Genomic DNA, 23,551 nt, shown 5'->3' with positions numbered 1-23,551 from the left:
AAGTCTCTGGTTATCGGTATCGGCGTCAATGGGAAAGGTTATAACGTTATTTAAATTGTTGCCTAAAAAGCATCAAATTCTCCTCAGCATTCTTTCAGTTATCACTATGATAACCATGCTACTACCTTCTGAAGAAGCGCAAGCTTCAAGACAAACCACCAGCATAGATGACCAAGCTCAAATCAACACCCGTTATGATGTGCCTTTAGCGTTTCGCTCGCCTGAACGTCCTGAGTTATTAGAGGGCCAAACAGACAATGCGGCCACAAATGCTGCGCCATTATCGTCAACCGACGCGCTTGCCGCGGGTGATGCCAATAATCCAGCTACAGAATCCTTAGAGAGTGCCCATCACAGGGATGTCGAGCATTTTAACGTGAAAAATGGTGATACCTTAGCCGCGGTATTTGATCGCGCAGGTTTAACCAGCAAAGACGTGTATGAAATCACCCAACTCCCCTTAGCCAAGCAAAACTTACTTAAGATTATGCCGGGCGAAGAAATCGTGATTTCGAAAGATATAAATGGTGATTTGACCGAAGTGCGTTATCGCGTGAATGCAATTTCGACGCTCATCATCACCAAGAATCAAAATCAATACCAAGAAAAAATCTCCGAGAAGGATGTGGAAATCCGCAGCCATTTCACCAGCGCTAAGATTAAGAGCAACTTCTGGAACGCTGCCGTCGATGCAGGCATGACAGCAAACCAGATCATGCAGTTATCGACCGTATTCGGCTGGGATATCGACTTTGCCTTAGATTTACGCGAAGGCGACAGCTTTGCCATTATTTATGAGCAAGAATATGCCGATGGCGAATTTTTGCGTAACGGCAATATCTTAGCCGCAGAATTTGTAAACCAAGATGAGCGCTATACTGCCATTCGCTATACCGACGGTAACTATTATTCCGAGAATGGCACTAGCATGCGTAAAGCCTTCTTGCGCTCGCCAGTCGATTTTAAATATGTCAGCTCAAACTTCAATCCAAGACGTTTGCACCCAGTAACGGGCCAAGTCAAAGCCCATCGCGGTGTGGACTACGTAGCCGCCATTGGCACGCCCATTAAAGCAGCGGGTAGCGGACGCGTCATCGAGGCGGGCTACAATCAATTCAACGGTAACTATGTGTTTATCAAACACAACGATACCTATACCACCAAATATCTTCACCTCACTAAGCGCAACGTCAGTAAAGGAGCCAGCGTTAAGCAAGGGCAAATCATAGGTACTTTAGGTAAAACGGGGCGCGTCACGGGTGCACATTTGCATTACGAATTTATCGTCAATGGCGTCCATCGCAATCCAAGAACCATAACGCTACCTAAAGCCGAATCGATTGCGAGAAAAGAAAAAAATCAATTCGATGCACTTAGCCAGCAATTGATGACTACACTTTCGCAAAACAAGCAAACGCAATTGGCAATGCAATAACGACGGACGGATTCCTCCCAATGAAAAACGCTTATTATATTGGACTTATGTCAGGCACCAGCATGGACGGTGTCGATGCCGTATTGGTCGACTTTTCTGGCGCGCAGCCGCAGCTTATCGCCAGCCATACCGAAGCCATACCGAGCCATTTGCTCAAAGGCCTACAGCGCCTTTGTTCACCCAGCACAGATGAAATTAACCGCCTCGGCCGTTTAGACCGTAATGTGGGTGAACTGTTTGCTTTAGCAGTGAATAATCTACTGACCAAATGCGCCATTGCCAAAGAAGAGGTCATCGCCATTGGTAGCCACGGCCAAACCGTGCGCCACATGCCAAACCTCGAAGTGGGATTTACCCTGCAAATTGGCGACCCGAATACTATTGCGACCGAAACCGGTATTGATGTGATTGCCGATTTTCGCCGTAAAGATATTGCCCTAGGTGGGCAAGGCGCGCCCTTAGTGCCGGCATTCCACCAGCAAACCTTTGCTCAAGTCGGTAAAAAACGCATCATTTTAAATATTGGCGGCATAGCCAACATTACTTATTTACCGGGCAACAGTGACCAAGTACTGGGTTTCGACACGGGACCTGGCAATACCTTGATCGACGCTTGGATCCAGCAGGTGAAAAGTGAGCCCTTCGATAGAGATGGTGCATGGGCTGCGTCCGGCAAAACCGACCAAGGCCTGTTAACGCAACTGCTTTCGCACCCGTATTTCTCCCTTGCTTACCCTAAAAGCACCGGCCGTGAGCTATTTAACCAAGCTTGGTTAGAGCAGCAATTATCGCCCTTTAATCATTTAGATGAAGAAGATATCCAATCGACGTTATTGGATTTAACCTGCCACAGCATAGCCCGCGATATGATTAAATTATCGAATGAAGGGGAGTTGTACGTCTGTGGTGGCGGCGCGTTCAACGGCCAACTGATGCAGCGTCTTGCCACCCTATTGCCTGGTTATACCTTGAATACCACCTCAGCTCTTGGCGTCGACCCTAAATGGGCTGAAGGCATCGCCTTCGCGTGGCTCGCCATGCGTAACCACTTAGGCTTACCCGCCAACCTCCCTGCTGTCACAGGCGCCTCCCGCGAAGCTGTACTCGGCGGAAGATTTAGCGCTAAGTAATTTACCTTCTCAAAATATCAAGCGATAACCTAACCAAGAGCTTCTACATGAAGCTCTTGCTGTATTTACGCCTCAACGTATCGATTCCCCCTCTTCCAGCCTAAATTAATCAAGAAAATCAGCAACCCATTTAAAGCCATCTATTATTAATGACTGATAGTGGTAGCAACAGAGTATGAGTAAACAACTCCGTCACTGAAGCTTAATCAAATTTCACTATATTGAAGCTGATGCTGAATATTGCTGTAAACCAACTCAAACACTTGGTCATTGCCTCACAAGCGTTTGACAAAAAATTGCTGTTAAGGGAGCTCGTGTCTCGAGCGCGATTTTGCTCACTCAGACAAAATCCGCCAATAGACAGGTAAATAAGGAATAAAGACGCACTCGTTAACAAACAAGTGTCTTTAACATAATAGGAAACCAATCAATGAATATGTCACAAAAAATGGCGGCGGAGTTTCTTGGCACCTTGTGGTTAGTCCTTGGAGGCTGTGGCAGTGCGGTACTTGCCGCTGCATTTCCCGAGGTGGGCATAGGCTTACTCGGTGTCGCACTTGCGTTTGGCTTAACGGTTCTGACTATGGCCTTTGCGATTGGCCATATTTCAGGTTGTCACCTTAACCCAGCGGTGTCATTCGGCCTTTGGGCTGGCGGACGTTTTCCAGCGGCAGAATTATTGCCCTATATCATAGCCCAAGTCGCGGGCGGGATTGCAGGGGCGGGTATCTTGTATCTTATTGCTTCTGGCCAGGAAGGATTTTCACTCGTTGGCGGATTTGCCTCTAACGGTTTTGGTGAGCACTCCCCTGGCGGTTACAGCATGCTGTCGGTCATGATTTGTGAAGTTGTTATGACACTGTTTTTCTTAATCATTATTTTAGGTGCCACCGATGAACGCGCGCCCAAAGGGTTTGCCCCGATTGCGATAGGTCTAGGCTTAACCTTGATCCACCTAATCAGTATTCCAGTGTCCAATACTTCGGTGAATCCTGCACGCAGTACAGGTCCTGCGTTGTTTGTCGGTGACTGGGCGGTATCGCAGCTCTGGTTATTCTGGGTAGCACCGATTGTCGGCGCGATTTTGGCAGGCTTTATCTATCGCTACTTCCGCGCGGCAGAATAAACATCGAAGATCTAACACAACAGCGCCCTCTTGGCGCTGTTGTTCTTTTTCTAATCCCGCTCTAATGTTACCATTTAGCCAACTGGTGAATTTTGCTGTGCCCTAGGTTTTTAGATTAGAGACACAACAGGCTTCGCCCTATTCAAGCAAAAGAGATATTTTTCATGAGCAAGACTGTTAAAACCCTCGCTGAGACAGCAGCAATGACACCAGAAGCCCGTTACGATTACCTCGTTGAGCAAGTCAAAGAACATAAAGTTCTTTGGACATTACAAGACCAAGACGGTTGCGTAATGCTGACTACTGAAGAAGAAGATTGCATTCCAATGTGGCCAACCGAAGAAGCGGCTGAATCTTGGGCTGTGGATGAGTGGAGCGATTGCCAAACATTAGCGATCCCATTCGATGAATTTCACGAAAGATGGGTGCCTGGCATGGAAGATGACGACCTGTTCGTTGCCGTGTTCCCAGTATTAGATGATTTAGGTGTGGTTATTCCACCTTATGAGTTAGATCAACGATTAGCGCCTAAGCAAAGCCATTAATCTCAATCGCTAAGCGAGAATGTCTATGAGCGAGCAAGAATCGGCTATACCGACACCTAAGGCTGACGCGGCCGTGAGTTCACGTTTACCCAAACGACTGATTGCCCTGCTGCTAGTGTATGTTGTTGCGTCCGTGAGTGGCTTAGTCGCTAAACAAGGCGTGTTATTTTGTCTACTGACACTTTTAATGGTGATTGCCATTATTGGTCGACAAAAGGCGGCGCTTATCATGCTGCGTGGCTACACAGTCGTGCAGCTTGGCTTGATTAGCATGCTGCCAGTGATCATGTACGATCCCGGCAATTTAGTGGTAGGCCCGACGACGGTGCATTTAGGTGAATGGCAGGGCAAACTGCCTGACTATGTGATTTTTATCGCGTTAATCATCTTGTCATTACTGCAAGTCTGGGTCGCTTTTGATAAAAAGGTAAAGGCGTGGTTTAAACCTAAGCTTAACCTGAACATCATGAGTTAAGTTCATAGCATACTGAATTTTGCCCAACAAAAAGCCGTCATTGCGACGGCTTTTTTGATCTCACTTCACACCTTAAAGGCGCTAAGTGAGCAGTCTTTATAGAGAAACTCTTTACACAGAGACAATCTTTATACAGAGAAACTGGCACCACAGCCACAGGTCGTGGTTGCGTTAGGGTTTTTCACGAAGAAGCGAGAACCTTCGAGTCCTGAAGTGTAATCCACTTCACCACCGACTAAATATTGTAGGCTCATAGGATCAACAACCAAGAGAACGCCTTGTTTTTCTATCGTAAAATCGCCGTCATTGACCTTTTCATCAAAGGTAAAGCCATACTGAAATCCAGAACAACCACCACCAGTCACATAGACTCGTAGCTTAAGTGCAGGATTCTGCTCTTCTTCCAGCAAACCTTTCACCTTAGCGGCTGCCGCATCGGTAAATTGGATTGGCATTGCTGTATCAGCTTGATCAGTCATTACTACCTCTTACATCAGTTTTCTGGGGCAAATTATCCTTTACCTGACTGTTTTGTTCAAGTATTACCCGTGGTTCTTTTTCACCCTGTAATAACTCAGGGGCACTATAGACATGTTCTGTCTGCGAATTCTTGGTCCAGCGGCTCGAAGGCACCAGCACTTTGACTTTCACTTGCTGTAAACTAAAGCCTGCAGGAACAGTGACCTTGGTATCTATGACCTGAAAATAGCGAAAATCAAATTCCAACTTAGAGCCCGTGAGTTTGTTCACACTCAAGCTAATGGATTTCCCCTCCTGCACGCCAATTAATGTCAATTCGACTCGACCTTGAATCGCTTGCTTGCGCTTTTGCAACTGAGTCAATACCAGTTTGAGATTGTACTCATCGGCTAAAACACCCGGCGTCATTTCAAGTCCGTGGATGGCGACACCTTCGGCATTATCATCCGGTGTCATAATGCTACGGTAAAACGCCAGCTCATGTTCCAATTCTTTTTGCTTTTTCATCTGCTGGCCAAACATATCTTGCATTTGGGCGTTAGCCTCACGCTCGACGGACAGCTCTAGATTTCGGGTCGCTAGCAATTGGGTCTGTGTTTCTAATTCAGCACTCAAGCGTTGGGCTTTGCTGCTGATGTGTTTAACCACGGGCTCATCGCTGCTTAGTAGCAGAAAACTTATCCAAGCCCCAAAAAGAATAGAAACTAACACTAAAAGCGATAAATACACTGAAGATGGACGATACTTGAGATCCATCACTTGCAGCCGATCTAGCCAACGATGATAATTTGGCATTAGGTAACAGCCCCTTATATAAAATACAATCAACTCAAGAACGAGTTCGATACAATACAACTCAGGCCAATGCAGTGCAATTAACGATAAATAAAGTCGCTATTCAACATGCCATAGTCACAGCCAAAAAGTATTTAACCAATGAGCTACGTGACCATTTATCCCAAGCGAGGATCAGTGCACAACTGTGCATACTGGCACTGCTGTTTGCCATTTTCGCATCCTGCGTGATCTTACTGTTTCGACTCTTGCTCGTTTGGGCCAATCATTACACCCAAATACAGGCGCTGGATTTTACGGGGAACATCGCCGACTGGCGAGCCCTGTTACCACTTTTAGGCGCAATATTAATTTGGATTGTGGCTAAGCTAGGCTCCAAACGTTATAAGCGTATGGGAATAGCCTATGTGTTACATAGAGTTAAACTGCACTATGGTAAAATTCCGCTGCAATCTGCCGTAGGGCAATTTTTTCAAGCACTATTCGCCCTCGGCACCAATTTCTCCGTCGGCCGTGAAGGTCCAGCCATTCATCTGGGTGCTGTCAGTGCCAGTTTTCTCGCCGAAAAATTCAATCTTCCCGATAATAGTGTGCGTATTATGTGCGCCAGTGGCATTGCAGCAGGGATTGCCGCGACATTTAACGCGCCCTTGGCGGCAGTGATTTTTGTCCTCGAAGTAATTGTCCGTGAATATAAAGTCCATTACTTCTTCCCGATTATGCTCTCCGCGATTTGTGGCGCGGTTTCAAGCCAATTAGTGTTTGGTAATGTGCACGAATTTGACCGTATTCAAGTGATCCACATTCCCTTAGATCACTACCCTATTCTCGCCATCGGCGGCGTGGTACTAGGCTGCGCTGCGGCGTTGTTTAATTACTCACTCTTAAAAGTTACTGCGACGGGGCAAAAATGGCCACTGATTTACCGACTATTATTGGCGGGCAGCGTCACCACGCTAATCGGTCTCGTGTTGCCGCAAGCCCTTGGCACGGGCGATCTCGCCATTAGCGAAGCCATTAGTCAACATCCAAGCCTGTTGCTGTTAATCGCCCTATTACTTGCCAAAATCATTGCCACTATTGCAGCGATTGGCTTAGGTATTCCAGGTGGTTTGATTGGTCCACTCTATGGCATCGGCGCGCTGCTCGGCGCGATTTTGGCGCTGATCAGTGCCATCTTATTCCCGTCGATCGCTCCATATGTAGGGCTTTACACTGTGATCGGCATGACGGCCATGATGGGCGTGTGCTTAAGCGCGCCGCTGGCGGCGTTAGTCGCCCTGCTAGAAATGACCAATGATGCCAGTATCATCCTTCCGGCGATGTTTGTGACTATTCCCGCATTTTTGATTGCCTATCAAGGCTTTAAGACTAACTCTATTTTCTTTAAACAATTAGAAATCATGGGGCTAGGCTATAAAGTTGCGCCAGTAAATTTAGCGCTGCAGAAAAAAGGCGTGCGAGCCTTGATGGATAAACGCTTTGTTATCGTCAATAACAACGATGAATTGTTACTCGAAGTGCTTAAACGGGCCGAAGGTCGACCTGTGCTGGTTCGCAATGCCGATGGCGTTATCGAAATGCTCAGCCTTGAAATGCAATCCTACGATGACAGTACCACACTATCGCGCCATCCCATGCAAGGCTTAAGCGACAGCACTACGCTCAATGAAGCCTATTTACTCTTGTCACCCAAGCGCAGCGGTGAGGTGTTTATCTATCAAGATACGCCCGATAACGTGGTCGGAGTGATCAGTTGGTCGAACCTGCAACAGGAAATTCGCTTAGGCCAAGCCTAGTGCCAATTAATATCATCAATTTAAAATCTGATAGTGATGCAAAACCTAATATCGATGCCAAACCTTGATGCCAAACCTAAGGCGGCAGATTAAAAGCTTTGGGCTTCATCGCAAAAATCTAACACAGTGGCAATGTGGCTATTTCGTTGCCCCAGTGCTTCTGCTACAATCGCGCCTCAGCCACCCTACATAACATCAGGGCAGATAAGCGCGATACCGCAGCTTAAAATGCCCCCCTAGCAAATTGGAAAACAGGCTGATGAATCAGTTCGAAGGATCCCATATCCTCTCCGTAAACCAGTTAGATCTTGACTCAATCCAAACTATTTTTAATGTCGCTAGCCGCATGATGCCCTATGCACTTCGAGAGAAGCGCAATAATGTGCTCGATGGCGCCATTTTAGGTAACCTGTTTTTCGAACCCAGTACCCGTACCCGCGTAAGTTTTGGCTGTGCCTTTAACTTACTTGGCGGCCATGTGCGTGAAACCACAGGTATGGCTTCATCGTCTTTATCTAAGGGTGAGTCCCTGTACGATACGGCGCGCGTGTTATCCACTTATTCCGATGTGATTGCCATGCGCCATCCAGACTCTTATTCAGTGAAAGAGTTTGCCGAAGGCAGTCGCGTCCCAGTGATCAACGGTGGCGATGGTTCGAACGAACATCCGACCCAAGCTCTACTCGATTTATACACTATCCAAAAAGAACTCAAATGTGCCGGCCGCGGTATCGATGGCATGCACATAGCAATGGTCGGCGACTTAAAATTTGGCCGTACCGTGCATTCACTATCACGCTTACTCTGCATGTATAAGAACATCAGTTTCACACTGATTTCACCTGCTGAATTAGCGATGCCTGATTATGTGATCTCCGACATTGAAAATGCTGGCCATAGCATCAAAATAACCGACCAGCTTGAAGGCCATTTAGATAAAGCAGATATTCTGTATCTCACTCGCATTCAAGAAGAACGCTTCCCTTCACAGGAAGAAGCGAATAAGTATCGCGGCAAGTTCCGCTTAAATCGCAGTATTTACACTCAGCATTGCAAATCTAACACTGTCATTATGCATCCGCTTCCAAGGGATTCACGCGCGCAAGCCAATGAGTTAGATAATGATTTGAACAGCCACCCTAATCTCGCCATCTTCAGACAGGCGGATAATGGGCTGTTAATTCGCATGGCTTTGTTTGCATTGACACTCGGCGTTGATCATCAACTCGAAAAATATGAGTGTCCGGTTAATTGGTATTCACGTAAAGCCGATCGCTAGTTGGCTACAGACTTTAAGGACTAAACATGACCCGTTCCGAAGCGCTATTTGAACAGGCTAAAAAAACCATCCCCGGCGGCGTTAACTCTCCGGTTCGTGCATTTAATGGTGTAGGCGGTTCACCCCTGTTTATTGAAAAAGCAAACGGCGCTTATATTTACGATGCCGATGGCAAAGCTTATATCGACTATGTCGGTTCTTGGGGCCCGATGATCCTCGGCCACAATCACCCTAAAATCCGTGCAGCGGTATTAGCGGCAGTGGAAAATGGCTTGTCTTTTGGCGCACCAACAGAACTTGAAGTGCAAATGGCCGAGAAAGTCATCTCTATGGTGCCTTCTATCGAGCAAGTTCGTATGGTGAGTTCAGGTACTGAAGCTACGATGAGCGCCATTCGTTTAGCACGCGGTTTTACTAATCGTGACAAGATCTTAAAATTCGAAGGTTGTTACCACGGCCATGCGGACTGCCTGTTAGTTAAAGCAGGTTCTGGTGCTCTAACTTTAGGCCAACCTAGCTCACCCGGTATTCCAGAAGATTTCGCCAAGCACACCTTAACGGCTGTGTATAACGACTTAGATTCTGTCAGAACCCTGTTCGAGCAGTATCCAACTGACATTTCTTGCATCATCATCGAGCCCGTTGCTGGCAACATGAACTGCATTCCACCTATCCCAGGTTTCCTTCAAGGTCTGCGTGATATTTGTGACGAGTTCGGTGCCTTAATGATCATCGACGAAGTGATGACAGGGTTCCGCGTATCACAAAGCGGCGCTCAAGGTTACTACGGCGTCACACCTGACTTGACCACACTCGGTAAAGTGATTGGTGGCGGTATGCCAGTGGGTGCCTTCGGTGGCCGTAAAGATGTGATGCAGTTTATCGCGCCTACGGGTCCGGTTTACCAAGCGGGAACGTTATCTGGTAACCCAATTGCGATGTCAGCAGGTTTGGCGCAAATGGAAGCCCTGTGTGAAGAAGGTCTGTACGAAGAGCTAAGCGCAAAAACCAAACGTATTGCAGAAGGTTTTAAAGCGGCAGCTGACAAGCACGGTATTCCAATGGCGATCAACTATGTTGGCGGCATGTTCGGTTTCTTCTTCACAGAACAACCGGAAATCACCCGTTTTGACCAAGTGACCCAATGTAATATCGAGCAGTTCCGTATTTTCTACCACGGTATGTTAGATGAAGGCGTGTACTTGGCACCTAGCGCTTATGAAGCCGGTTTCCTGTCTATGGCCCATGGCGAAGAAGAAATGCGCTTGACCTTAGAAGCGGCTGACCGCGTATTAGCGAGCATGAAAGCGGCAAGCTAAACCTAGATCTTAGGGTTGCTACACCTTAAAAATAACAAAGGGACGCAATAGCGTCCCTTTGTTTTTGTTAAATTTAATTAGCTTTACTTAGATTCTGTTAGCTTTATTTAGCGCTAGTAGCTATCGGACTTTTTAGAACCTAAAGCCGATTTAAATATTATCGCCGCCACAACCAGCTGTATGGTCAAATTGATATGCTCAATGGCGAGCTCAGGATCACTCATCACACCCAGCGCTATAAGCTGCTTGCCAGAATACGTTAACCAAACCAGTGAGCCCAAAAGCAAAAGGCTCCGAATAACAAATGTCATTTACATCTACTCCAAAAACACAACATCCCGTGTTAACACAACATCCTGTGCCCAGATAAGAAAACAGCCACAAGATAGCGCTCACTTTGTATCCAGTCAAGATTTTGGCAAAGACATTTTTGTGACACGCGAATCAATTAAGCCATTGTGGCCAATAACAGGGGAAAGTGTGGAAAAACGACTCCACTTTGGCCTCAGCATTCATGGATCTCTTCCTGAACAAAAATTAATTGAAGGATCGACAAACTGACTGCTTAGACTTTAATCGTAGATCTCACTTTTAACGCGGTAATCAAATCAAACAATATAGTCAATCACACTAACAAAAATCAAAGTACCGATATATAAAACCAGTTTATCGCTAAAATGCATGGGATCAACATCACAAAGCAGCGGTAAATTGAGTCACAGCTAACAGTTGCGTTCTTTAGCCCATTATGTTCTGATCCGCACGCGCTAACACGGCTAGCTTAATTCAGCCTTGATATGCTCAATCTTTAGGTTGACTCAAGTCGCCCTACGACATTAAAACAGCAGTTGGAATTGCAGTTATGTTAAATACCTTTCTCATCATACTGGCCGTGCTCGCATTGCTCAGTATTATTTTCGAAGAAGTGACCCACCTTAATAAAGCAAAAACCACCTTATTCTTTGGCTGTATCTCTTGGGTAGCGCTGTTTATGGCTGCTGGAGAACCGGCCAATGAGAAACTCGTTGCCCATCAACTCAATGAAAATTTGCTCGAAATTGCCACACTCTGGCTCTTTCTGATGTCGACCATGACCTTCGTCGCGTACTTGAACGCTAAAGGCATGATCCAAATCATGGTGCAAAAGCTGTTCCCGCAGAAAGTGTCGGTGCGCATGTTGATGATCCAAGTTGCCCTGTTCGCACTCGTGCTCTCGGCATTTTGTGATAACGTCACCGCGACGTTAGTGTCATTAGGCCTATTAACCACCTTTAAACTCGACAAGCAAATGCGCCGCAGAATGGCAGTGTTGATTATCTTCGCTGTGAACTCAGGCGGTGTCGCTTTGATCACCGGCGATGTGACAACGTTGATGATCTTCTTAGGCGGCCATGTGCATATGTCCGAACTGCTGATGTTGTTTATCCCATCGGCCGTAAGCGTGATTTTGTTGGCAACCCTGTTCTCACTCAAAGCCGAAGGCGTGGTGAGCACGACACCCATCAAACACACCTATCAAACCGTTGATGTCATGATTGCCCTCGTGTTCTTCTGCACGATTTTAATGACCATGTTACTGAACATATTGTTTGGTATCCCGCCAGTGCTGACCTTCCTAACGGGTCTGTCAATCATGTTCCTGATTGGCCACACCACGCGTAGCGATAAAGAAGAAATCAAAATCCTTGAGTATATTCGCCAAGTTGAATACGACACCCTGTTGTTCTTCTTAGGTATTTTGCTGCTCGTGGGTATGCTTAAAGAAATTGGCACCTTAGACATGCTGACCGAAGCTTATACTATGTTTAATCCAAACATCTCTAACTTCGTCACAGGTATCGGCTCAGCCTTGATTGATAACGTGCCATTAACAGCGGCATTGTTAAAAGCAAGCCCTGTGCTTAATACCCCAGAATGGCTTGGCTTGACCTATAGCGTTGGCGTGGGTGGTTCACTGCTGATTATCGGTTCTGCATCGGGTATTGTGGCCATGAGTAAAGTGAAAGAACTGACGTTTGTGAGTTACTTAAAATACGTTCCAGCACTTTTCCTTTGCTACAGCGTAGGTTACGCACTGACCCTATTCTTAGCTTACAGACTGTTTGATTAAGTTGAGATTCATTAAGATCAAAAAAGGCGCCTAGGCGCCTTTTTCATTTCTACTCTTTAGCTATGACTAGCACAGATAACCGCGAGCATTGCTTATCATAAAGCCTGTTTAAATTGCAGGTACTTTAAACTGGGTACCTTGAATATCTAACACTATGTCCCGTGGACGAATGGAGATAATCTTCAGCTTACCCGCAATCATATCCCCTTCCTGCAACTCTGCACCGTCCACATTCAGCCACCTTTGAGTCGGATCGCTGGAATAAACATGGGCGACAATATTAAATTCAGGCACTTGTAATTGCAGCCCAGCAGGTAGTTGACCGTATTTAGGGATATCATCCGCAGCCGTTTTAGGAATAGGATCTAATTTAGCTTCAGTGACATTTGTCTCCGCCGCATTGGTGTATTCCACATCCTTTAGCGCACTTTGAAAGGAAGCCACTAACTTATCTTCATCGCGACTTTTGTTGGTTTCTAAACCGACATCTTCCGCCGCAGCACTGACTTGCTGACGCAGCGCCTCAAGACTCGCAAGACCCGACTCATTGGCATTAGCGCCCAACATCATAGGTTGCTGTGTTTGCGTGTCTGTAGACATAGAAGCAACTTCGCGACTTGCTGCGTCCACTTGGGCTGACGTCGACATATAGTCTCCATAACTGGAATCGCTATTATTCGGATCGCTGTTGTTAGGAACACTATTTTTAGGAACATTGTAACTTTGAACAGCATTGCTGTTCATATTCGCGCTAAAAGCCTGAGCCGAGTCTGCTACAGCCCCGCCCTGATATTGCGATGATGCAGTTAACTCGGGCAAAGTCTGTGCTCGAGGCAGCGCCACTTTTCCTGCGAGTCGAACACCTGTATTAGCACTGTCTTCAGATTGCGGCTGAGCAACCGATTCTAACGAGGCAGTCTGAAGCTCACTTTTAGCCACTGTCGAAGCTGGTAATGAAGATGCAGTTGATGGCAATACCTTTGCCACAGCCACATTGTTAGTTGAAGCATGCTCGGTTGAAATATGTCGAGCTTGGTCCCATAAACTTAATCCCCAAGCGACGCCAATTCCGGCGGCGACAGCGACGACAAGTAAGGACAACTTGCCTATCGGCACGCCTGATTTACGTGGCTGCGGGTAATTCGCCCTTGGCGTCATCACCGCATCGGGTAAAGGCGATTGTTGCTGTTGTTTATTACGGGTCACGGCATCGAGTAAAATGGACATCAGCTGCGCGCCCCATTATCGGTTAAACGTGGACCTTGCTGACTTAAATACAAATTTAATCTCACTAATGTCTGATTTCCGGCAATACCATCGGCTTTTAAGCCATGCTGACTTTGGAAGCTTTTAAGATCATTTTCCAGTTGCACATCGAATTGATTGACCCTGCGAGTATTGCGATTATTCACATGGGCTAAGGCATTCTCTAACCATTGCAGTTGACCTGGACTCGATTTTTGACTGATATCCATCATAGGCAAATTCGGTGCTTGCCATAGGATTTCGAAGGTGCCACTGAAATGTTGATTGAACCAAGCTCTATCTACCCAAAGTTGTTGTTCACCTAACTGCATCAGCAACTGCTCGCCATCTACCGCAATCACAGCACCATAAAAATCCTGTTGGTTATCATCAACCAAATACACCACGGCTGGATAATTAAGCCGAGTCAGTGACATCCAGTTACCCTGCTGCTGATAACAAGACAATCCTTGCTCAACCGCAGATTGGCAGGCGGTTAAACCTTTATACGGTACTTTGCCCCACACGCTAAACAAACCCGCAAAGGCAGTATCGATATCGCGACTCTGATTAATCGCATCATTAAGTAAGCGCTGATTGGGATCTGGAATTGACCCCTGACTGCTTTGCTGATCAACGGGTTGTACTAACTTGCCCATTCCTTCGGTCGCACTCAAAGCTTGAGTGTTTAATGCAGCAACATTTGCTGACGTTGACTCAAGGGCCATACTAGACGCTGACGCGGCATTGACAGGCTTGTCGGTAAATAGCCAATAGGAAACACCAAAAGCGACAAATAACGCCGCAGCGGTCGCTGTCGGCCAAAGATACCTATTCTGAGTCGGCTCCTCTTCACCTAATACTTCAGCCGCAGCTTGCCGCACCATATGATGATCGATGGGCACCCGCGATTGCGCATAGCCCGCCATCAGCGAGCGTTCACATAAGAGGTTAATTAATCGAGGGATGCCGCCACTGTACTTTTGCAACACCTTAACGGCTTTGCGGGTAAACAAAGGTTCAAATCGTCCCGCGACTTGCAAGCGATGCAACACATAAAGAGCGATTTCATCTTCATTTAGCGGTAATAAATGGTAGCGAGCGGTGATCCGCTGGGCTAACTGACGCAGCTCTTGGCGCTTCAATAACAGCTGTAATTCTGGCTGACCGATTAAAATGACCTGCAGTAACTTCTTAGTGTCCGTCTCAAGATTAGTCAGAAGGCGCAGTTGCTCCAGCACTTCAGGGCGTAAATGCTGCGCTTCATCGATGATGAGCACGGTATTACGACCTTTGCTGTGATTGTCCAATAAAAAACGACTCAAGTGGTCTGTCAACTGCTTGAGTGTAGGATTGTCCCCGTAGGAAATCTTAAGTTCATCGCAAAGCATGGCGAGTAACTCGAGCTCAGTTAGCGACGGATTAAGGATAAATGCGGTGTCGGTATTATCGGGCAATTGCCCAAGTAAACAGCGAGATACCGTCGTTTTACCCGTGCCAACTTCCCCTGTTAGCAACACAAAGCCGCCCGTTTCCCCTAACCCGTAGGTTAAATGGGCCAACGCCTCTCTGTGCCTATCACTCAAAAACAAATAATGGGGATTGGGTGCAATCGAAAAAGGGTTATCGCTGAGTCCGTAAAAGGCCTTGTACATACCACCAATCATCCTAATTTAAAAATAACGCCCCACGTTAAAGCGTCCCAATGTTATTGTCAAAATATCCGCAACATCAATGTGACACATAAGTGCGCAAATATCTCGCGACGACTTTATCTATCACCTTAATGGGCATGATAAGCTATGTTTATGACACATTAGCCGAATCTTGCCTGTGAAAATATATCTCGTCGGCGGTGCTGTGCGTGACAGCCTGCTCAATCTCCCTATCAAGGACAAAGATTACCTCGTTGTTGGTGCGACTCCAGAACAAATGTTGCAACTGGGATACCGCCAGGTCGGTAAAGATTTCCCGGTATTTCTGCATCCTAAAAACCAACAAGAATATGCGTTAGCCCGAACAGAGCGAAAAATTGGACTGGGTTATGGTGGTTTTAGCTGCCATGCCAGTCCCGATGTGACTTTAGAGCAAGACTTGTTACGTCGAGATCTGACCATCAATGCTATCGCCCAAGATGAAAAGGGCAACTTATACGATCCTTTTAATGGCATTGAGGATATTAACGCGCGCCTATTGCGCCATGTGTCGGATGCTTTCGTTGAAGATCCGCTTCGCGTATTGCGTGTCGCCCGCTTTGCCGCAAGGTTTCATGTCTTAGGATTTCACATTGCCGCAGAAACTCTGGCACTGATGCGCCAAATTAGCGCAAGCGATGAGCTTAACGCGTTAACAGCGGAGCGAGTTTGGCAAGAAGTCGATAAAAGCTTAGGCGGACCTCACCCAGAGGTCTTTTTCGAGGTACTGCACCAATGCGGCGCCCTTGAAGTACTCTTTCCCGAGATCTTTGCCTTATTTGGCGTTCCTCAACCAGAAAAATGGCATCCTGAAATTGATACCGGTGTGCATACTTTAATGGTGCTCGCCCAAGCCGCACTTCTCACTGAGGATAAAAGCGTTCGTTTTGCCGCTCTCGTACATGATTTAGGCAAAGCCCTCAGTCCAAAAGAGCATTTACCTAAACATCACGGTCACGGCCAAAAGGGCTTGCCGCTGATAAAAGCGCTCTGCACCCGTTTACGAGTGCCGAACGAAACCCGCGATCTTGCGTTACTGGTCAGTGACCAACATCAGAACGTTCATCAGGCCTTCGAGCTTAGAGCCGAAACGATCGTAAAAATATTCGATAAAGCTGACTTTTGGCGTAAGCCAGAGCGCTTGACGCAACTTATATTAGCCTGCACCGCCGATATGCGTGGTCGAACAGGATTTGAAAACAACCTCTACCCTCAGGGTGAATATTTAACTCAATGCTTCCTTGCCGCCAATAATGTCGATATTGCCGCCATTATTGCCGCAGGTTTCCAAGGCGCAGAGATAAAGCAGGCGTTAAATTTACGTCGTATTGAAGCGGTCAGTCAGTTTAAACAAAAAATGCAAACTAAACTGCCGACGGATGAACGGTAATTTGTAAAGGATTTGTAAGTGGCGCATCACTTTATAGTGAAAAATGCCCTCCTTTACGATTAGAAATGTCGATATAACTTATAAAAAAAGCTTTTAAAAAAAATTTATATGCCTATAGTGGTTAAACACATTAATATTCGTAGCAAATTAAAATAGCTATGTCATAATTAGGCAGTTTCGCTTACAAAGTAACGAAACATTCAAATCCAACCTATTTTAAGGGATTTTTTACAATGAACAAAAAAGTACTGATGATTGCTGGTTTAGCAATGACTGCCCTACTAGGTGGTTGCGCGAACACTACTGCTCTGGAAGAAAGCGTTGCAACTCTGGGCAACAAAGTTGATCAATTGTCAGCTGATGTTGGTTCTCTGAAATCAGAGCAAAGCAAACTGTCTGCAGACGTTAAAGATGCAAAAGCAGCATCTATGGACGCACAAGCAGAAGCTAAACGCGCAAACGACCGTTTAGACAACGTTGCTTCTCGTTACAAGAAGTAATGAAAGGTAATTTAGCTTACTATTTAGTAAGTTAAGACAAAAGGCTTAAGAAAGATGAAAGCGTTAAGCACATCAATCTAAGCCTTTTTTTATGCCTGTCATTCAAGGTATTGATACTCAAGATTGCCAATCCCGTAATACAAAAACGCAAAATTGACTTTAAATTTCCAAACGCATCTTTAAAGGCTATCCCCAATCCCCTTAAAAAGTTAACTTTTGTATGCGCCTGTATAAACGGATCCCATTCGTCTTTTAATTAAAACCTTCGTTATTAATCTAAGCTTCTCATTTAAACTTTTCAGTATTCTTAAAAGTCAGTCTCGTTTATCTTAAAAATGGTTTTTATAAAAAAATAATATTTCTCTTTTAAAGAAAAGCTATTGACAAAAATCGAGGCTACATGGGAAACAAAGGCAATAAGAAGGTTGTATTTGTCACAGAACAAATAGGCCAAAGTTAAAAATAATAACAGCTTCGGCCCATCCAACATAAAAACAACATAAAAACGTCAAACAGAATCATAGACTTGAGTAATATAGCCTTTTAAAGCATCTAAAAACCATCGAACTAAGTCTATGAATTGGCTTAAAATTAACCGCATCAACTGCAGATTTTAACCTATAGCGATTCAACCACGCGTTTATGTGCTGAGACTAATACATAGTCAATTTCCAACGACTCAAAATGATTAGCTTGAATATCGTGCTTCATCTTGTCAGTTGCACGCCACGCATAAGGCGCCATATCCAATAGCGTTAATGCCTGCTCACCGGTAACAGATAAGGTGAAGCTCAGTGCCTGAGTGTCTTTTACCGATAATGCAGAGGGCAAATTCACTTTGAAAGGTTTTTCAGCCAAGTCAGAATAAATATATTCCCTGAGCTGCCATAGGTGTCGTGGCCCAGGCATAACCAGTAACATGGTCCCATCGTCTTTCAATATCCTAACAGACTCTTTTCCCTTTAACGGCCGATCAATAACAGTAATAAAATCCACACAATTATCGATAAAGGGTAATTTTTTAGAAGAGCTTAAACACAAGATCCCAGGAGTCTGCGCCTTCGCGGCAGCAAAAATGGTATTTTCTGCGTCCGCTACGCCCACGTACTGGACGTTTAGCGAATTTTCGACCTCAGCCAGCTTGGAAGCTAAAGCACGCAAGAAGAAGCCCTCAGCGCATTCATAATCCAATAAACAAGCATCAGGCGTAATAGATCCAGTAATTATCTCAGCCAGTTTATCGATCAAAGGCGAAAATATGCCTGATTCGAGTAGAAAACGCTTAGCTCTAACTTGCTCGCGCGAATCACCAGTCGGCTTTTGGCGTTGTGGTTTAGTAAAAACCCAATAGCCTTGCTCATTCCGATCGAAGTGATGCTTATTGACACAATAAAAACCTTGGGAGGCTTTGTGTTGTTTTAACGCAAGTCCGCAGGTTGGACATTGATATTCGAGACCCATATAAAGCTCCAAAAATAAGTTAAGCTTCAGAAAATGAGGAAGCTCCAAAAACAAAAATCGGGTACATGACCCGATTCTATTATTTATTATCTCACTATGATGACCAAACTCGCGTGGCTAGAAGAAGATAAATCCACACAAGACTGCACCGAGTGCTAAACGATAGATCACAAACGGGGTCATTCCCATGCGGCTGATGATTTTTAAGAAGTAATGAATACAGGCATAAGCTGCAACAAACGAAATCAGAGTTCCTAGGATTAACGCTTGATAATCAATCGGAAGCTCACTTTTCGCCAGATCTTTACCCACTAAAATCGCCGCACCTAAACTCACAGGAACTGACATTAAGAATGAAAAGCGAGCCGCTGCATCACGACTTAAGCCTAACATTAGCGCCGCTGTCATAGTGGCACCAGAGCGCGAAGTCCCTGGGATCAAGGCCAATGCCTGCGCGAAACCAATTAACAAGGCTTTACGCCAGCCCGTCTGATATACCGTTAAATCGCGGCGCGACATCTTATCGGCCCACCACAACAACAAACCAAATACAACGGTAGTGACCGCGATGACCTCAGCATTACGTAGGTGAGTCGCGATAAAATCCTTTGCCAGAAAACCAAAAAACACCGCTGGCAAGGTCGCCAGAATAATCCACCACGCCAGCTTGCTGTCTTCGGATTGTTGACCTCTGAAAATGCTCGCAATCCAAGCATTAAACATAGTCCATAACTCGTGTCTGAAATAAATTACCACAGCAAATAACGAACCGGTATTCACCGCCACATCGAAGGATAAACCTTGATCTTCCCAGCCTAAAAGCTGTGCGGGTAAAATTAAGTGCGCAGAACTAGAAATAGGTAAAAACTCGGTTAGCCCTTGAATAAGCGCTAAAATAATGACCTGAAACGTATCCATGACAATCCTATCAATAAATTAAAACGTCAGCCCTGGGGGCCATTCAAACGTCACAGGCCAAAGTCGCTGTGAATCTTTGTCATACTCTTGCCACAAACGTGCATAGCTTTTGTCTACCACGGGATGAATCAATTCCGGCGCTAACTCGGCTAATGGCCATAACACAAAGGCATTATTGACTATCTCAGCACGGGGCAGCACAACAGGTGTTTGGCATACTACATGGTCATAAAGCAGCAGATCTAAATCTAAGGTTCTTGGGCTAAATTTCTTCGCCCCGGCAAGCCGGCCGTGATTCTGCTCGATTTGCTTAAACTGTGCAACTACCGCCGCTATATTAAGATCAGTTTCAGCACTAGCAACCATATTCAAAAAGTTAGTGCCACTGAAACCTACTGCTTCACTTTCATACATAGAAGAGAGGCGCAGCGGCCCGAAAAACGCTCGCAGCGATGTTAATCCTGCTTGCAGATGCTGTTCAGGCTCAATATTGCTACCCAGACTGATATAAATACGTGCCATGCTAATGTCCGATTTATCTGAAGATAAACACTATTTCTCAATCAACAGCGCAGTTGATCAAGTACTCATCTAACGTGAACGTTCAATCTCGACGCCAACCGAAGCTGCAGTTGCTACCGCGCCTGGCTTCATCACGACAACTTTCACCCAAGTCACGTTAAATTCTTGAAGTAGGCAATCGGCCACTCGCTCGGCAACCGTTTCGATTAACTCGATTGGATGCTCAGTAACAAGTTGGGTTAATCGATTGGAAACTGTCTCATAGCACAGCGCATATTGATAATCATCCGTCGCTGCGGCAGGTTTGTTATCCCACGCCATGTCTAAGTCTAATAACAGGCTCTGATGGATTGTCTTTTCCCACTCATAGACACCAATCACAGTATCAATGCGCAATTGCCGTATAAGTACCTTATCCATGCTTTCTCCAACTAACTGACTACTATGAGGTCTGATAAGCTAAAAGCGATCCTAGCTGTATAATCCGCAATCTTCTGACAGATAACTAATTTACTTTCTACTCGAGCCAATCCACAGTAGGATAACGCCCTAAAAGGATTTGCTCATTCAGAAAATATCTCAGCCCCAACTAGGCGAGTTATCGCACAAACCTATAGCGGGATTGACAACTGAGTCAGCTTTTTAAATTGTTGCGCGATAATACCTTAAGACGCGTAAGGAAACCAATGTGAGTCCATTAACACAGACACTTTTGATGATTTTGGCCGCCTATTTGGCTGGTTCAATCTCAAGTGCCGTGCTGGTTTGTAGGATGAGAGGTCTACCCGATCCAAGATTGCAAGGTTCAGGCAATCCAGGAGCCACCAATGTACTGCGAATTGGCGGCGCGAGTTCGGCTGCCATGGTATTGTTTTTCGACATGCTCAAAGGTGCAGTGCCTTCTTATTTAGCTTATCTCATGGGCATAGATGCAGTGTCACTCGGGCTCATCGCCATCGCCGCCTGTCTTGGGCATATTTATCCAGTATTTTTTGGATTTAAAGGTGGCAAAGGCGTTGCTACCGCCTTTGGTGCTATGGCTCCTATTGGTGATGATTTAGCGATTTGCTTAATGGCATCTTGGGTCGTCCTATTGTTAATTAGCCGCTACTCGTCCCTTGCAGCAATCCTTACCGCTTTACTAGCGCCCCTTTATACTTGGTGGCTAGACGACAGATTCACCATTCCCGTTGCCATGTTGTCGACACTTATCATCATTCGCCATAAAGACAATATTCAGCGCTTACTCAAGGGTGAAGAATCTAAAGTGTCACGCAAGAAGCGTCCAAAAAAATCTTGAGATCACATTACGCCCAATAAAATTACCCCAATAAAAAACTGCGCTAAAAGCGCAGTTTTTTATTTCAGCATTAATACATCGGCATCAAAGGCGTGTTATGCCACTGGTGGCAAGGTATCTAACGGCCAGCGAGGTTGACCTTTTACCGCTAAATCTTCGTGTTGTCCCGCCTTTAAACGCTGTAATCCCGCAAAAGCAATCATGGCGCCGTTATCGGTACAAAACTCGCCGCGGGGATAAAATACTTGTCCACCAAGCGAGCTCATCATTTCGGCTAAGGTTTCTCTTAAGCGCGTATTCGCACTCACACCACCGGCGATCACTAAGCGGTTATAGCCTGTTTGCTTCAGCGCACGGCGACATTTAATCGCTAATGTATCAACGACAGCTTCTTCAAAGGCGCGGGCAATATTGGCACGAGTTTGTTCATCGTCAGGTTCAGCGGCAATGGTATTGGCGGTAAAGGTTTTTAAGCCCGAAAAGCTAAAATCGAGTCCGGGTCTGTCGGTCATAGGACGCGGGAACTTATAGCCTGCGGGTAAGCCTTTAGCGGCCAGTTTCGCTAAGCGCGGACCGCCGGGATAATCCAGCCCCATCAACTTGGCAGTTTTATCGAATGCTTCACCCGCGGCATCGTCAACCGACTCACCTAACACTTCATAGCGGCCAATCCCATCGACTTTAACCAACATAGAATGGCCACCAGAGACTAATAAGGCCACAAAGGGGAACTCAGGCGCGTCATCTTCGAGCATAGGCGCCAGCAAGTGCCCTTCCATATGGTGCACACCGATTGCAGGCTTGTCCCAAGCAAAAGCCAGTGAACGCCCCACACAGGCGCCGACAAGCAAAGCACCAATTAAACCTGGGCCCTTGGTATAGGCAATCCCGTCGAGATCAGCCATTTCAGTATTCGCATCTTTCAGCGCTTGACGAATAAGCGGCACAATTTTGCGTACATGGTCACGCGACGCCAACTCAGGCACCACACCACCATAGTCAGCATGCAACTTAACCTGACTGTATAAAGTGTGCGATAATAAGCCCAGTTCATCGTCATAGACGGCGATACCTGTCTCGTCACAAGATGTTTCAATACCTAGAACCCGCATGGTGTCTCATCAATTGCTAACAAAAGGGCGCTAATTCTACCTGCAAGCGCTCGATTACTCCAGTCGCACAGGCCATATTGAGTCCACTATAGGACTGAGCTCAGTTTTAGGGCTTTACAAGCCTAGGTGTCTCGGTATAAAATTCCGCACCATTTTAAATAGACTTGGTTCGAGTAATTGAACCAGAACAACCTACACCTAAGGGGTGATGGCGTATGCCAATTATTAAAGTACGTGAAAACGAACCATTCGACGTAGCTCTGCGTCGTTTCAAGCGCTCTTGTGAAAAAGCTGGTATTTTAGCCGACGTGCGTGCTCGTGAATTCTACGAGAAGCCAACTACTGCACGTAAGCGCGCAAAAGCAGCTGCAGTTAAACGTTTAGCTAAGAAGCTTTCTCGCGAAAACGCACGTCGCGTACGTTTATATTAATCTCATATGAGCCTAATTGATCAGCTAAAAGACCACATGAAGCAAGCCATGATCGCCAAAGAGAAGGCGCGCTTGAGCACTATTCGTATGGCATTAGCCGCCATCAAACAGATTGAAGTGGATACCCGCGAATCTCTGACTGATGAACAGGTTATAGCGGTCTTAACCAAAATGGTGAAACAACGTCGTGACTCGATTGCTCAATTTGAAGCAGCGGGTCGTAACGAGTTGGCCGACGTGGAAGCAGCAGAGATTCAAGTTATTGAAGCTTTCCTGCCTACCCCTCTTACAGAGGCGGAAGTCGCGGCGCTCATCGATGCAACTATTGTAGAAGTAGGTGCATCCGCCATGGCGGATATGGGCAAAGTAATGGGAGCATTGAAATCTAAAGTGCAAGGACGTGCAGACATGGGCGCTATCGGCGCTATGATCCGTGCTAAATTGCAATAATTAGCGTTTCACTGTATGAACAAGCCGTGCCTATG

At 46.0% G+C, this 23,551-nt stretch carries 24 protein-coding genes; 14 read left to right on the top strand and 10 right to left on the bottom strand.

What is annotated here, in order from left to right; all coding sequences use genetic code 11:
* The first annotated feature begins 28 nt into the window (after positions 1-28).
* The 5 genes from BM607_RS00595 (at position 29) to BM607_RS00575 (ending at position 4,711) form a co-directional block, all read left to right on the top strand.
* Positions 29-1,435, top strand: a complete 1,407-nt coding sequence (locus tag BM607_RS00595) for a peptidoglycan DD-metalloendopeptidase family protein (RefSeq protein WP_071939209.1) — start codon at positions 29-31, stop codon at positions 1,433-1,435.
* A 20-nt stretch (positions 1,436-1,455) separates the two neighbouring features.
* Complete coding sequence (locus BM607_RS00590; protein WP_071939210.1) at positions 1,456-2,565, top strand: anhydro-N-acetylmuramic acid kinase; 1,110 nt, start codon at positions 1,456-1,458, stop codon at positions 2,563-2,565.
* Between the two features lie 430 nt (positions 2,566-2,995).
* Complete coding sequence (aqpZ, locus tag BM607_RS00585) at positions 2,996-3,691, top strand: aquaporin Z (RefSeq protein WP_071939211.1); 696 nt, start codon at positions 2,996-2,998, stop codon at positions 3,689-3,691.
* 164 nt (positions 3,692-3,855) lie between these two features.
* Positions 3,856-4,236 carry a DUF2750 domain-containing protein gene (locus BM607_RS00580; RefSeq protein ID WP_006080744.1) on the top strand — a complete coding sequence of 127 codons (381 nt, stop codon included), beginning with the start codon at positions 3,856-3,858 and terminating at the stop codon, positions 4,234-4,236.
* A gap of 25 nt (positions 4,237-4,261) precedes the next feature.
* Positions 4,262-4,711 (top strand): hypothetical protein, encoded by a 450-nt coding sequence (locus BM607_RS00575; protein WP_006080743.1) that lies wholly within the window; start codon positions 4,262-4,264, stop codon positions 4,709-4,711.
* A 128-nt stretch (positions 4,712-4,839) separates the two neighbouring features.
* Here the strand turns inward: BM607_RS00575 and erpA are convergent, their stop codons facing one another.
* Positions 4,840-5,190, bottom strand: a complete 351-nt coding sequence (erpA, locus tag BM607_RS00570; RefSeq protein WP_006080742.1) for an iron-sulfur cluster insertion protein ErpA — start codon at positions 5,188-5,190, stop codon at positions 4,840-4,842.
* Entirely contained in the window at positions 5,183-5,986 is an 804-nt protein-coding gene (locus BM607_RS00565; protein WP_006080741.1) for a DUF6776 family protein, read from the bottom strand. The genes erpA and BM607_RS00565 overlap by 8 nt, the downstream gene beginning before the upstream one ends.
* Positions 5,987-6,060: 74 nt before the next feature.
* On the opposite strand from BM607_RS00565, the gene BM607_RS00560 reads away from it, so the two are divergent.
* From BM607_RS00560 to hemL, 3 genes are all read left to right on the top strand, one after another.
* A complete protein-coding gene (locus BM607_RS00560; protein WP_071939295.1) occupies positions 6,061-7,785 on the top strand; it encodes a chloride channel protein in 1,725 nt (574 codons plus the stop codon).
* Positions 7,786-8,044: 259 nt separating this feature from the next.
* Positions 8,045-9,064, top strand: coding sequence for an aspartate carbamoyltransferase (locus BM607_RS00555; RefSeq protein WP_006080739.1), 1,020 nt, complete (start codon positions 8,045-8,047; stop codon positions 9,062-9,064).
* 26 nt (positions 9,065-9,090) lie between these two features.
* On the top strand, positions 9,091-10,383 hold the full coding sequence (hemL, locus tag BM607_RS00550) for a glutamate-1-semialdehyde 2,1-aminomutase (RefSeq protein WP_012088581.1): 1,293 nt from the start codon (positions 9,091-9,093) through the stop codon (positions 10,381-10,383).
* Positions 10,384-10,496: 113 nt separating this feature from the next.
* Here the strand turns inward: hemL and BM607_RS00545 are convergent, their stop codons facing one another.
* Entirely contained in the window at positions 10,497-10,694 is a 198-nt protein-coding gene (locus tag BM607_RS00545) for a hypothetical protein (RefSeq protein ID WP_012088580.1), read from the bottom strand.
* A 551-nt stretch (positions 10,695-11,245) separates the two neighbouring features.
* On the opposite strand from BM607_RS00545, the gene nhaD reads away from it, so the two are divergent.
* Positions 11,246-12,493 carry a sodium:proton antiporter NhaD gene (nhaD, locus tag BM607_RS00540; RefSeq protein ID WP_006085043.1) on the top strand — a complete coding sequence of 416 codons (1,248 nt, stop codon included), beginning with the start codon at positions 11,246-11,248 and terminating at the stop codon, positions 12,491-12,493.
* 108 nt (positions 12,494-12,601) lie between these two features.
* Here the strand turns inward: nhaD and BM607_RS00535 are convergent, their stop codons facing one another.
* Together BM607_RS00535 and BM607_RS00530 are read right to left on the bottom strand one after the other, a co-directional pair.
* On the bottom strand, positions 12,602-13,720 hold the full coding sequence (locus tag BM607_RS00535; protein ID WP_071939212.1) for a general secretion pathway protein GspB: 1,119 nt from the start codon (positions 13,718-13,720) through the stop codon (positions 12,602-12,604).
* On the bottom strand, positions 13,720-15,393 hold the full coding sequence (locus BM607_RS00530; RefSeq protein ID WP_071939213.1) for an ExeA family protein: 1,674 nt from the start codon (positions 15,391-15,393) through the stop codon (positions 13,720-13,722). The genes BM607_RS00535 and BM607_RS00530 overlap by 1 nt, the downstream gene beginning before the upstream one ends.
* A 178-nt stretch (positions 15,394-15,571) precedes the next feature.
* Here BM607_RS00530 and BM607_RS00525 point away from each other — a divergent pair, with 178 nt between their 5' ends.
* Together BM607_RS00525 and BM607_RS00520 are read left to right on the top strand one after the other, a co-directional pair.
* Positions 15,572-16,822: a multifunctional CCA addition/repair protein gene (locus tag BM607_RS00525; RefSeq protein WP_071939214.1), complete on the top strand. Its 1,251-nt coding sequence runs from the start codon at positions 15,572-15,574 to the stop codon at positions 16,820-16,822.
* A gap of 233 nt (positions 16,823-17,055) precedes the next feature.
* Positions 17,056-17,322 (top strand): Lpp/OprI family alanine-zipper lipoprotein, encoded by a 267-nt coding sequence (locus BM607_RS00520; RefSeq protein WP_006080732.1) that lies wholly within the window; start codon positions 17,056-17,058, stop codon positions 17,320-17,322.
* 618 nt (positions 17,323-17,940) lie between these two features.
* Here the strand turns inward: BM607_RS00520 and BM607_RS00515 are convergent.
* The 4 genes from BM607_RS00515 to folB form a co-directional block, all read right to left on the bottom strand.
* Positions 17,941-18,783, bottom strand: coding sequence for a putative RNA methyltransferase (locus BM607_RS00515; protein WP_071939215.1), 843 nt, complete (start codon positions 18,781-18,783; stop codon positions 17,941-17,943).
* 117 nt (positions 18,784-18,900) lie between these two features.
* A complete protein-coding gene (locus tag BM607_RS00510; protein ID WP_006080730.1) occupies positions 18,901-19,701 on the bottom strand; it encodes an undecaprenyl-diphosphate phosphatase in 801 nt (266 codons plus the stop codon).
* An 18-nt stretch (positions 19,702-19,719) separates the two neighbouring features.
* On the bottom strand, positions 19,720-20,223 hold the full coding sequence (gene folK, locus BM607_RS00505) for a 2-amino-4-hydroxy-6-hydroxymethyldihydropteridine diphosphokinase (protein WP_071939216.1): 504 nt from the start codon (positions 20,221-20,223) through the stop codon (positions 19,720-19,722).
* Positions 20,224-20,292: 69 nt separating this feature from the next.
* Positions 20,293-20,643 carry a dihydroneopterin aldolase gene (gene folB, locus BM607_RS00500; protein WP_006085037.1) on the bottom strand — a complete coding sequence of 117 codons (351 nt, stop codon included), beginning with the start codon at positions 20,641-20,643 and terminating at the stop codon, positions 20,293-20,295.
* Positions 20,644-20,911: 268 nt separating this feature from the next.
* On the opposite strand from folB, the gene plsY reads away from it, so the two are divergent.
* Positions 20,912-21,523 (top strand): glycerol-3-phosphate 1-O-acyltransferase PlsY, encoded by a 612-nt coding sequence (gene plsY, locus BM607_RS00495; RefSeq protein ID WP_006080727.1) that lies wholly within the window; start codon positions 20,912-20,914, stop codon positions 21,521-21,523.
* A gap of 95 nt (positions 21,524-21,618) precedes the next feature.
* Here plsY and tsaD read toward each other — a convergent pair whose 3' ends face one another.
* The gene (tsaD, locus tag BM607_RS00490; RefSeq protein ID WP_071939217.1) at positions 21,619-22,635 is read right to left on the bottom strand and encodes a tRNA (adenosine(37)-N6)-threonylcarbamoyltransferase complex transferase subunit TsaD; all 1,017 of its coding nucleotides are present in this window, start codon (positions 22,633-22,635) and stop codon (positions 21,619-21,621) included.
* Between the two features lie 215 nt (positions 22,636-22,850).
* Here tsaD and rpsU point away from each other — a divergent pair, with 215 nt between their 5' ends.
* Both rpsU and BM607_RS00480 read left to right on the top strand, forming a co-directional pair.
* Positions 22,851-23,066, top strand: a complete 216-nt coding sequence (gene rpsU, locus BM607_RS00485; protein WP_006080725.1) for a 30S ribosomal protein S21 — start codon at positions 22,851-22,853, stop codon at positions 23,064-23,066.
* Between the two features lie 6 nt (positions 23,067-23,072).
* On the top strand, positions 23,073-23,516 hold the full coding sequence (locus BM607_RS00480) for a GatB/YqeY domain-containing protein (protein WP_006080724.1): 444 nt from the start codon (positions 23,073-23,075) through the stop codon (positions 23,514-23,516).
* Positions 23,517-23,551: the final 35 nt, after the last annotated feature.

The organism is Shewanella sp. SACH (assembly GCF_001887095.2).
In the GTDB taxonomy this organism is placed as follows: Bacteria; Pseudomonadota; Gammaproteobacteria; order Enterobacterales; family Shewanellaceae; genus Shewanella; species Shewanella baltica.
The sequence above is the reverse complement of the archived record's forward strand: the minus strand, read 5'-3'. Positions and strand labels throughout refer to the sequence as shown.

Bases quoted from the DNA above. Each gene is read 5' to 3' on its own strand.
- BM607_RS00535 (WP_071939212.1), bottom strand. From the start codon at position 13,720: ATGTCCATTTTACTCGATGCCGTGACCCGTAATAAACAACAGCAACAA.
- aqpZ (WP_071939211.1), top strand. From the start codon at position 2,996: ATGAATATGTCACAAAAAATGGCGGCGGAGTTTCTTGGCACCTTGTGG.
- erpA (WP_006080742.1), bottom strand. From the start codon at position 5,190: ATGACTGATCAAGCTGATACAGCAATGCCAATCCAATTTACCGATGCG.
- BM607_RS00595 (WP_071939209.1), top strand. From the start codon at position 29: ATGGGAAAGGTTATAACGTTATTTAAATTGTTGCCTAAAAAGCATCAA.
- BM607_RS00480 (WP_006080724.1), top strand. From the start codon at position 23,073: ATGAGCCTAATTGATCAGCTAAAAGACCACATGAAGCAAGCCATGATC.
- hemL (WP_012088581.1), top strand. From the start codon at position 9,091: ATGACCCGTTCCGAAGCGCTATTTGAACAGGCTAAAAAAACCATCCCC.
- BM607_RS00590 (WP_071939210.1), top strand. From the start codon at position 1,456: ATGAAAAACGCTTATTATATTGGACTTATGTCAGGCACCAGCATGGAC.
- BM607_RS00565 (WP_006080741.1), bottom strand. From the start codon at position 5,986: ATGCCAAATTATCATCGTTGGCTAGATCGGCTGCAAGTGATGGATCTC.
- folB (WP_006085037.1), bottom strand. From the start codon at position 20,643: ATGGATAAGGTACTTATACGGCAATTGCGCATTGATACTGTGATTGGT.
- BM607_RS00520 (WP_006080732.1), top strand. From the start codon at position 17,056: ATGAACAAAAAAGTACTGATGATTGCTGGTTTAGCAATGACTGCCCTA.
- nhaD (WP_006085043.1), top strand. From the start codon at position 11,246: ATGTTAAATACCTTTCTCATCATACTGGCCGTGCTCGCATTGCTCAGT.
- BM607_RS00545 (WP_012088580.1), bottom strand. From the start codon at position 10,694: ATGACATTTGTTATTCGGAGCCTTTTGCTTTTGGGCTCACTGGTTTGG.
- rpsU (WP_006080725.1), top strand. From the start codon at position 22,851: ATGCCAATTATTAAAGTACGTGAAAACGAACCATTCGACGTAGCTCTG.
- BM607_RS00555 (WP_006080739.1), top strand. From the start codon at position 8,045: ATGAATCAGTTCGAAGGATCCCATATCCTCTCCGTAAACCAGTTAGAT.
- BM607_RS00530 (WP_071939213.1), bottom strand. From the start codon at position 15,393: ATGTACAAGGCCTTTTACGGACTCAGCGATAACCCTTTTTCGATTGCA.
- BM607_RS00575 (WP_006080743.1), top strand. From the start codon at position 4,262: ATGAGCGAGCAAGAATCGGCTATACCGACACCTAAGGCTGACGCGGCC.
- BM607_RS00510 (WP_006080730.1), bottom strand. From the start codon at position 19,701: ATGGATACGTTTCAGGTCATTATTTTAGCGCTTATTCAAGGGCTAACC.
- BM607_RS00580 (WP_006080744.1), top strand. From the start codon at position 3,856: ATGAGCAAGACTGTTAAAACCCTCGCTGAGACAGCAGCAATGACACCA.
- tsaD (WP_071939217.1), bottom strand. From the start codon at position 22,635: ATGCGGGTTCTAGGTATTGAAACATCTTGTGACGAGACAGGTATCGCC.
- BM607_RS00515 (WP_071939215.1), bottom strand. From the start codon at position 18,783: ATGGGTCTCGAATATCAATGTCCAACCTGCGGACTTGCGTTAAAACAA.
- folK (WP_071939216.1), bottom strand. From the start codon at position 20,223: ATGGCACGTATTTATATCAGTCTGGGTAGCAATATTGAGCCTGAACAG.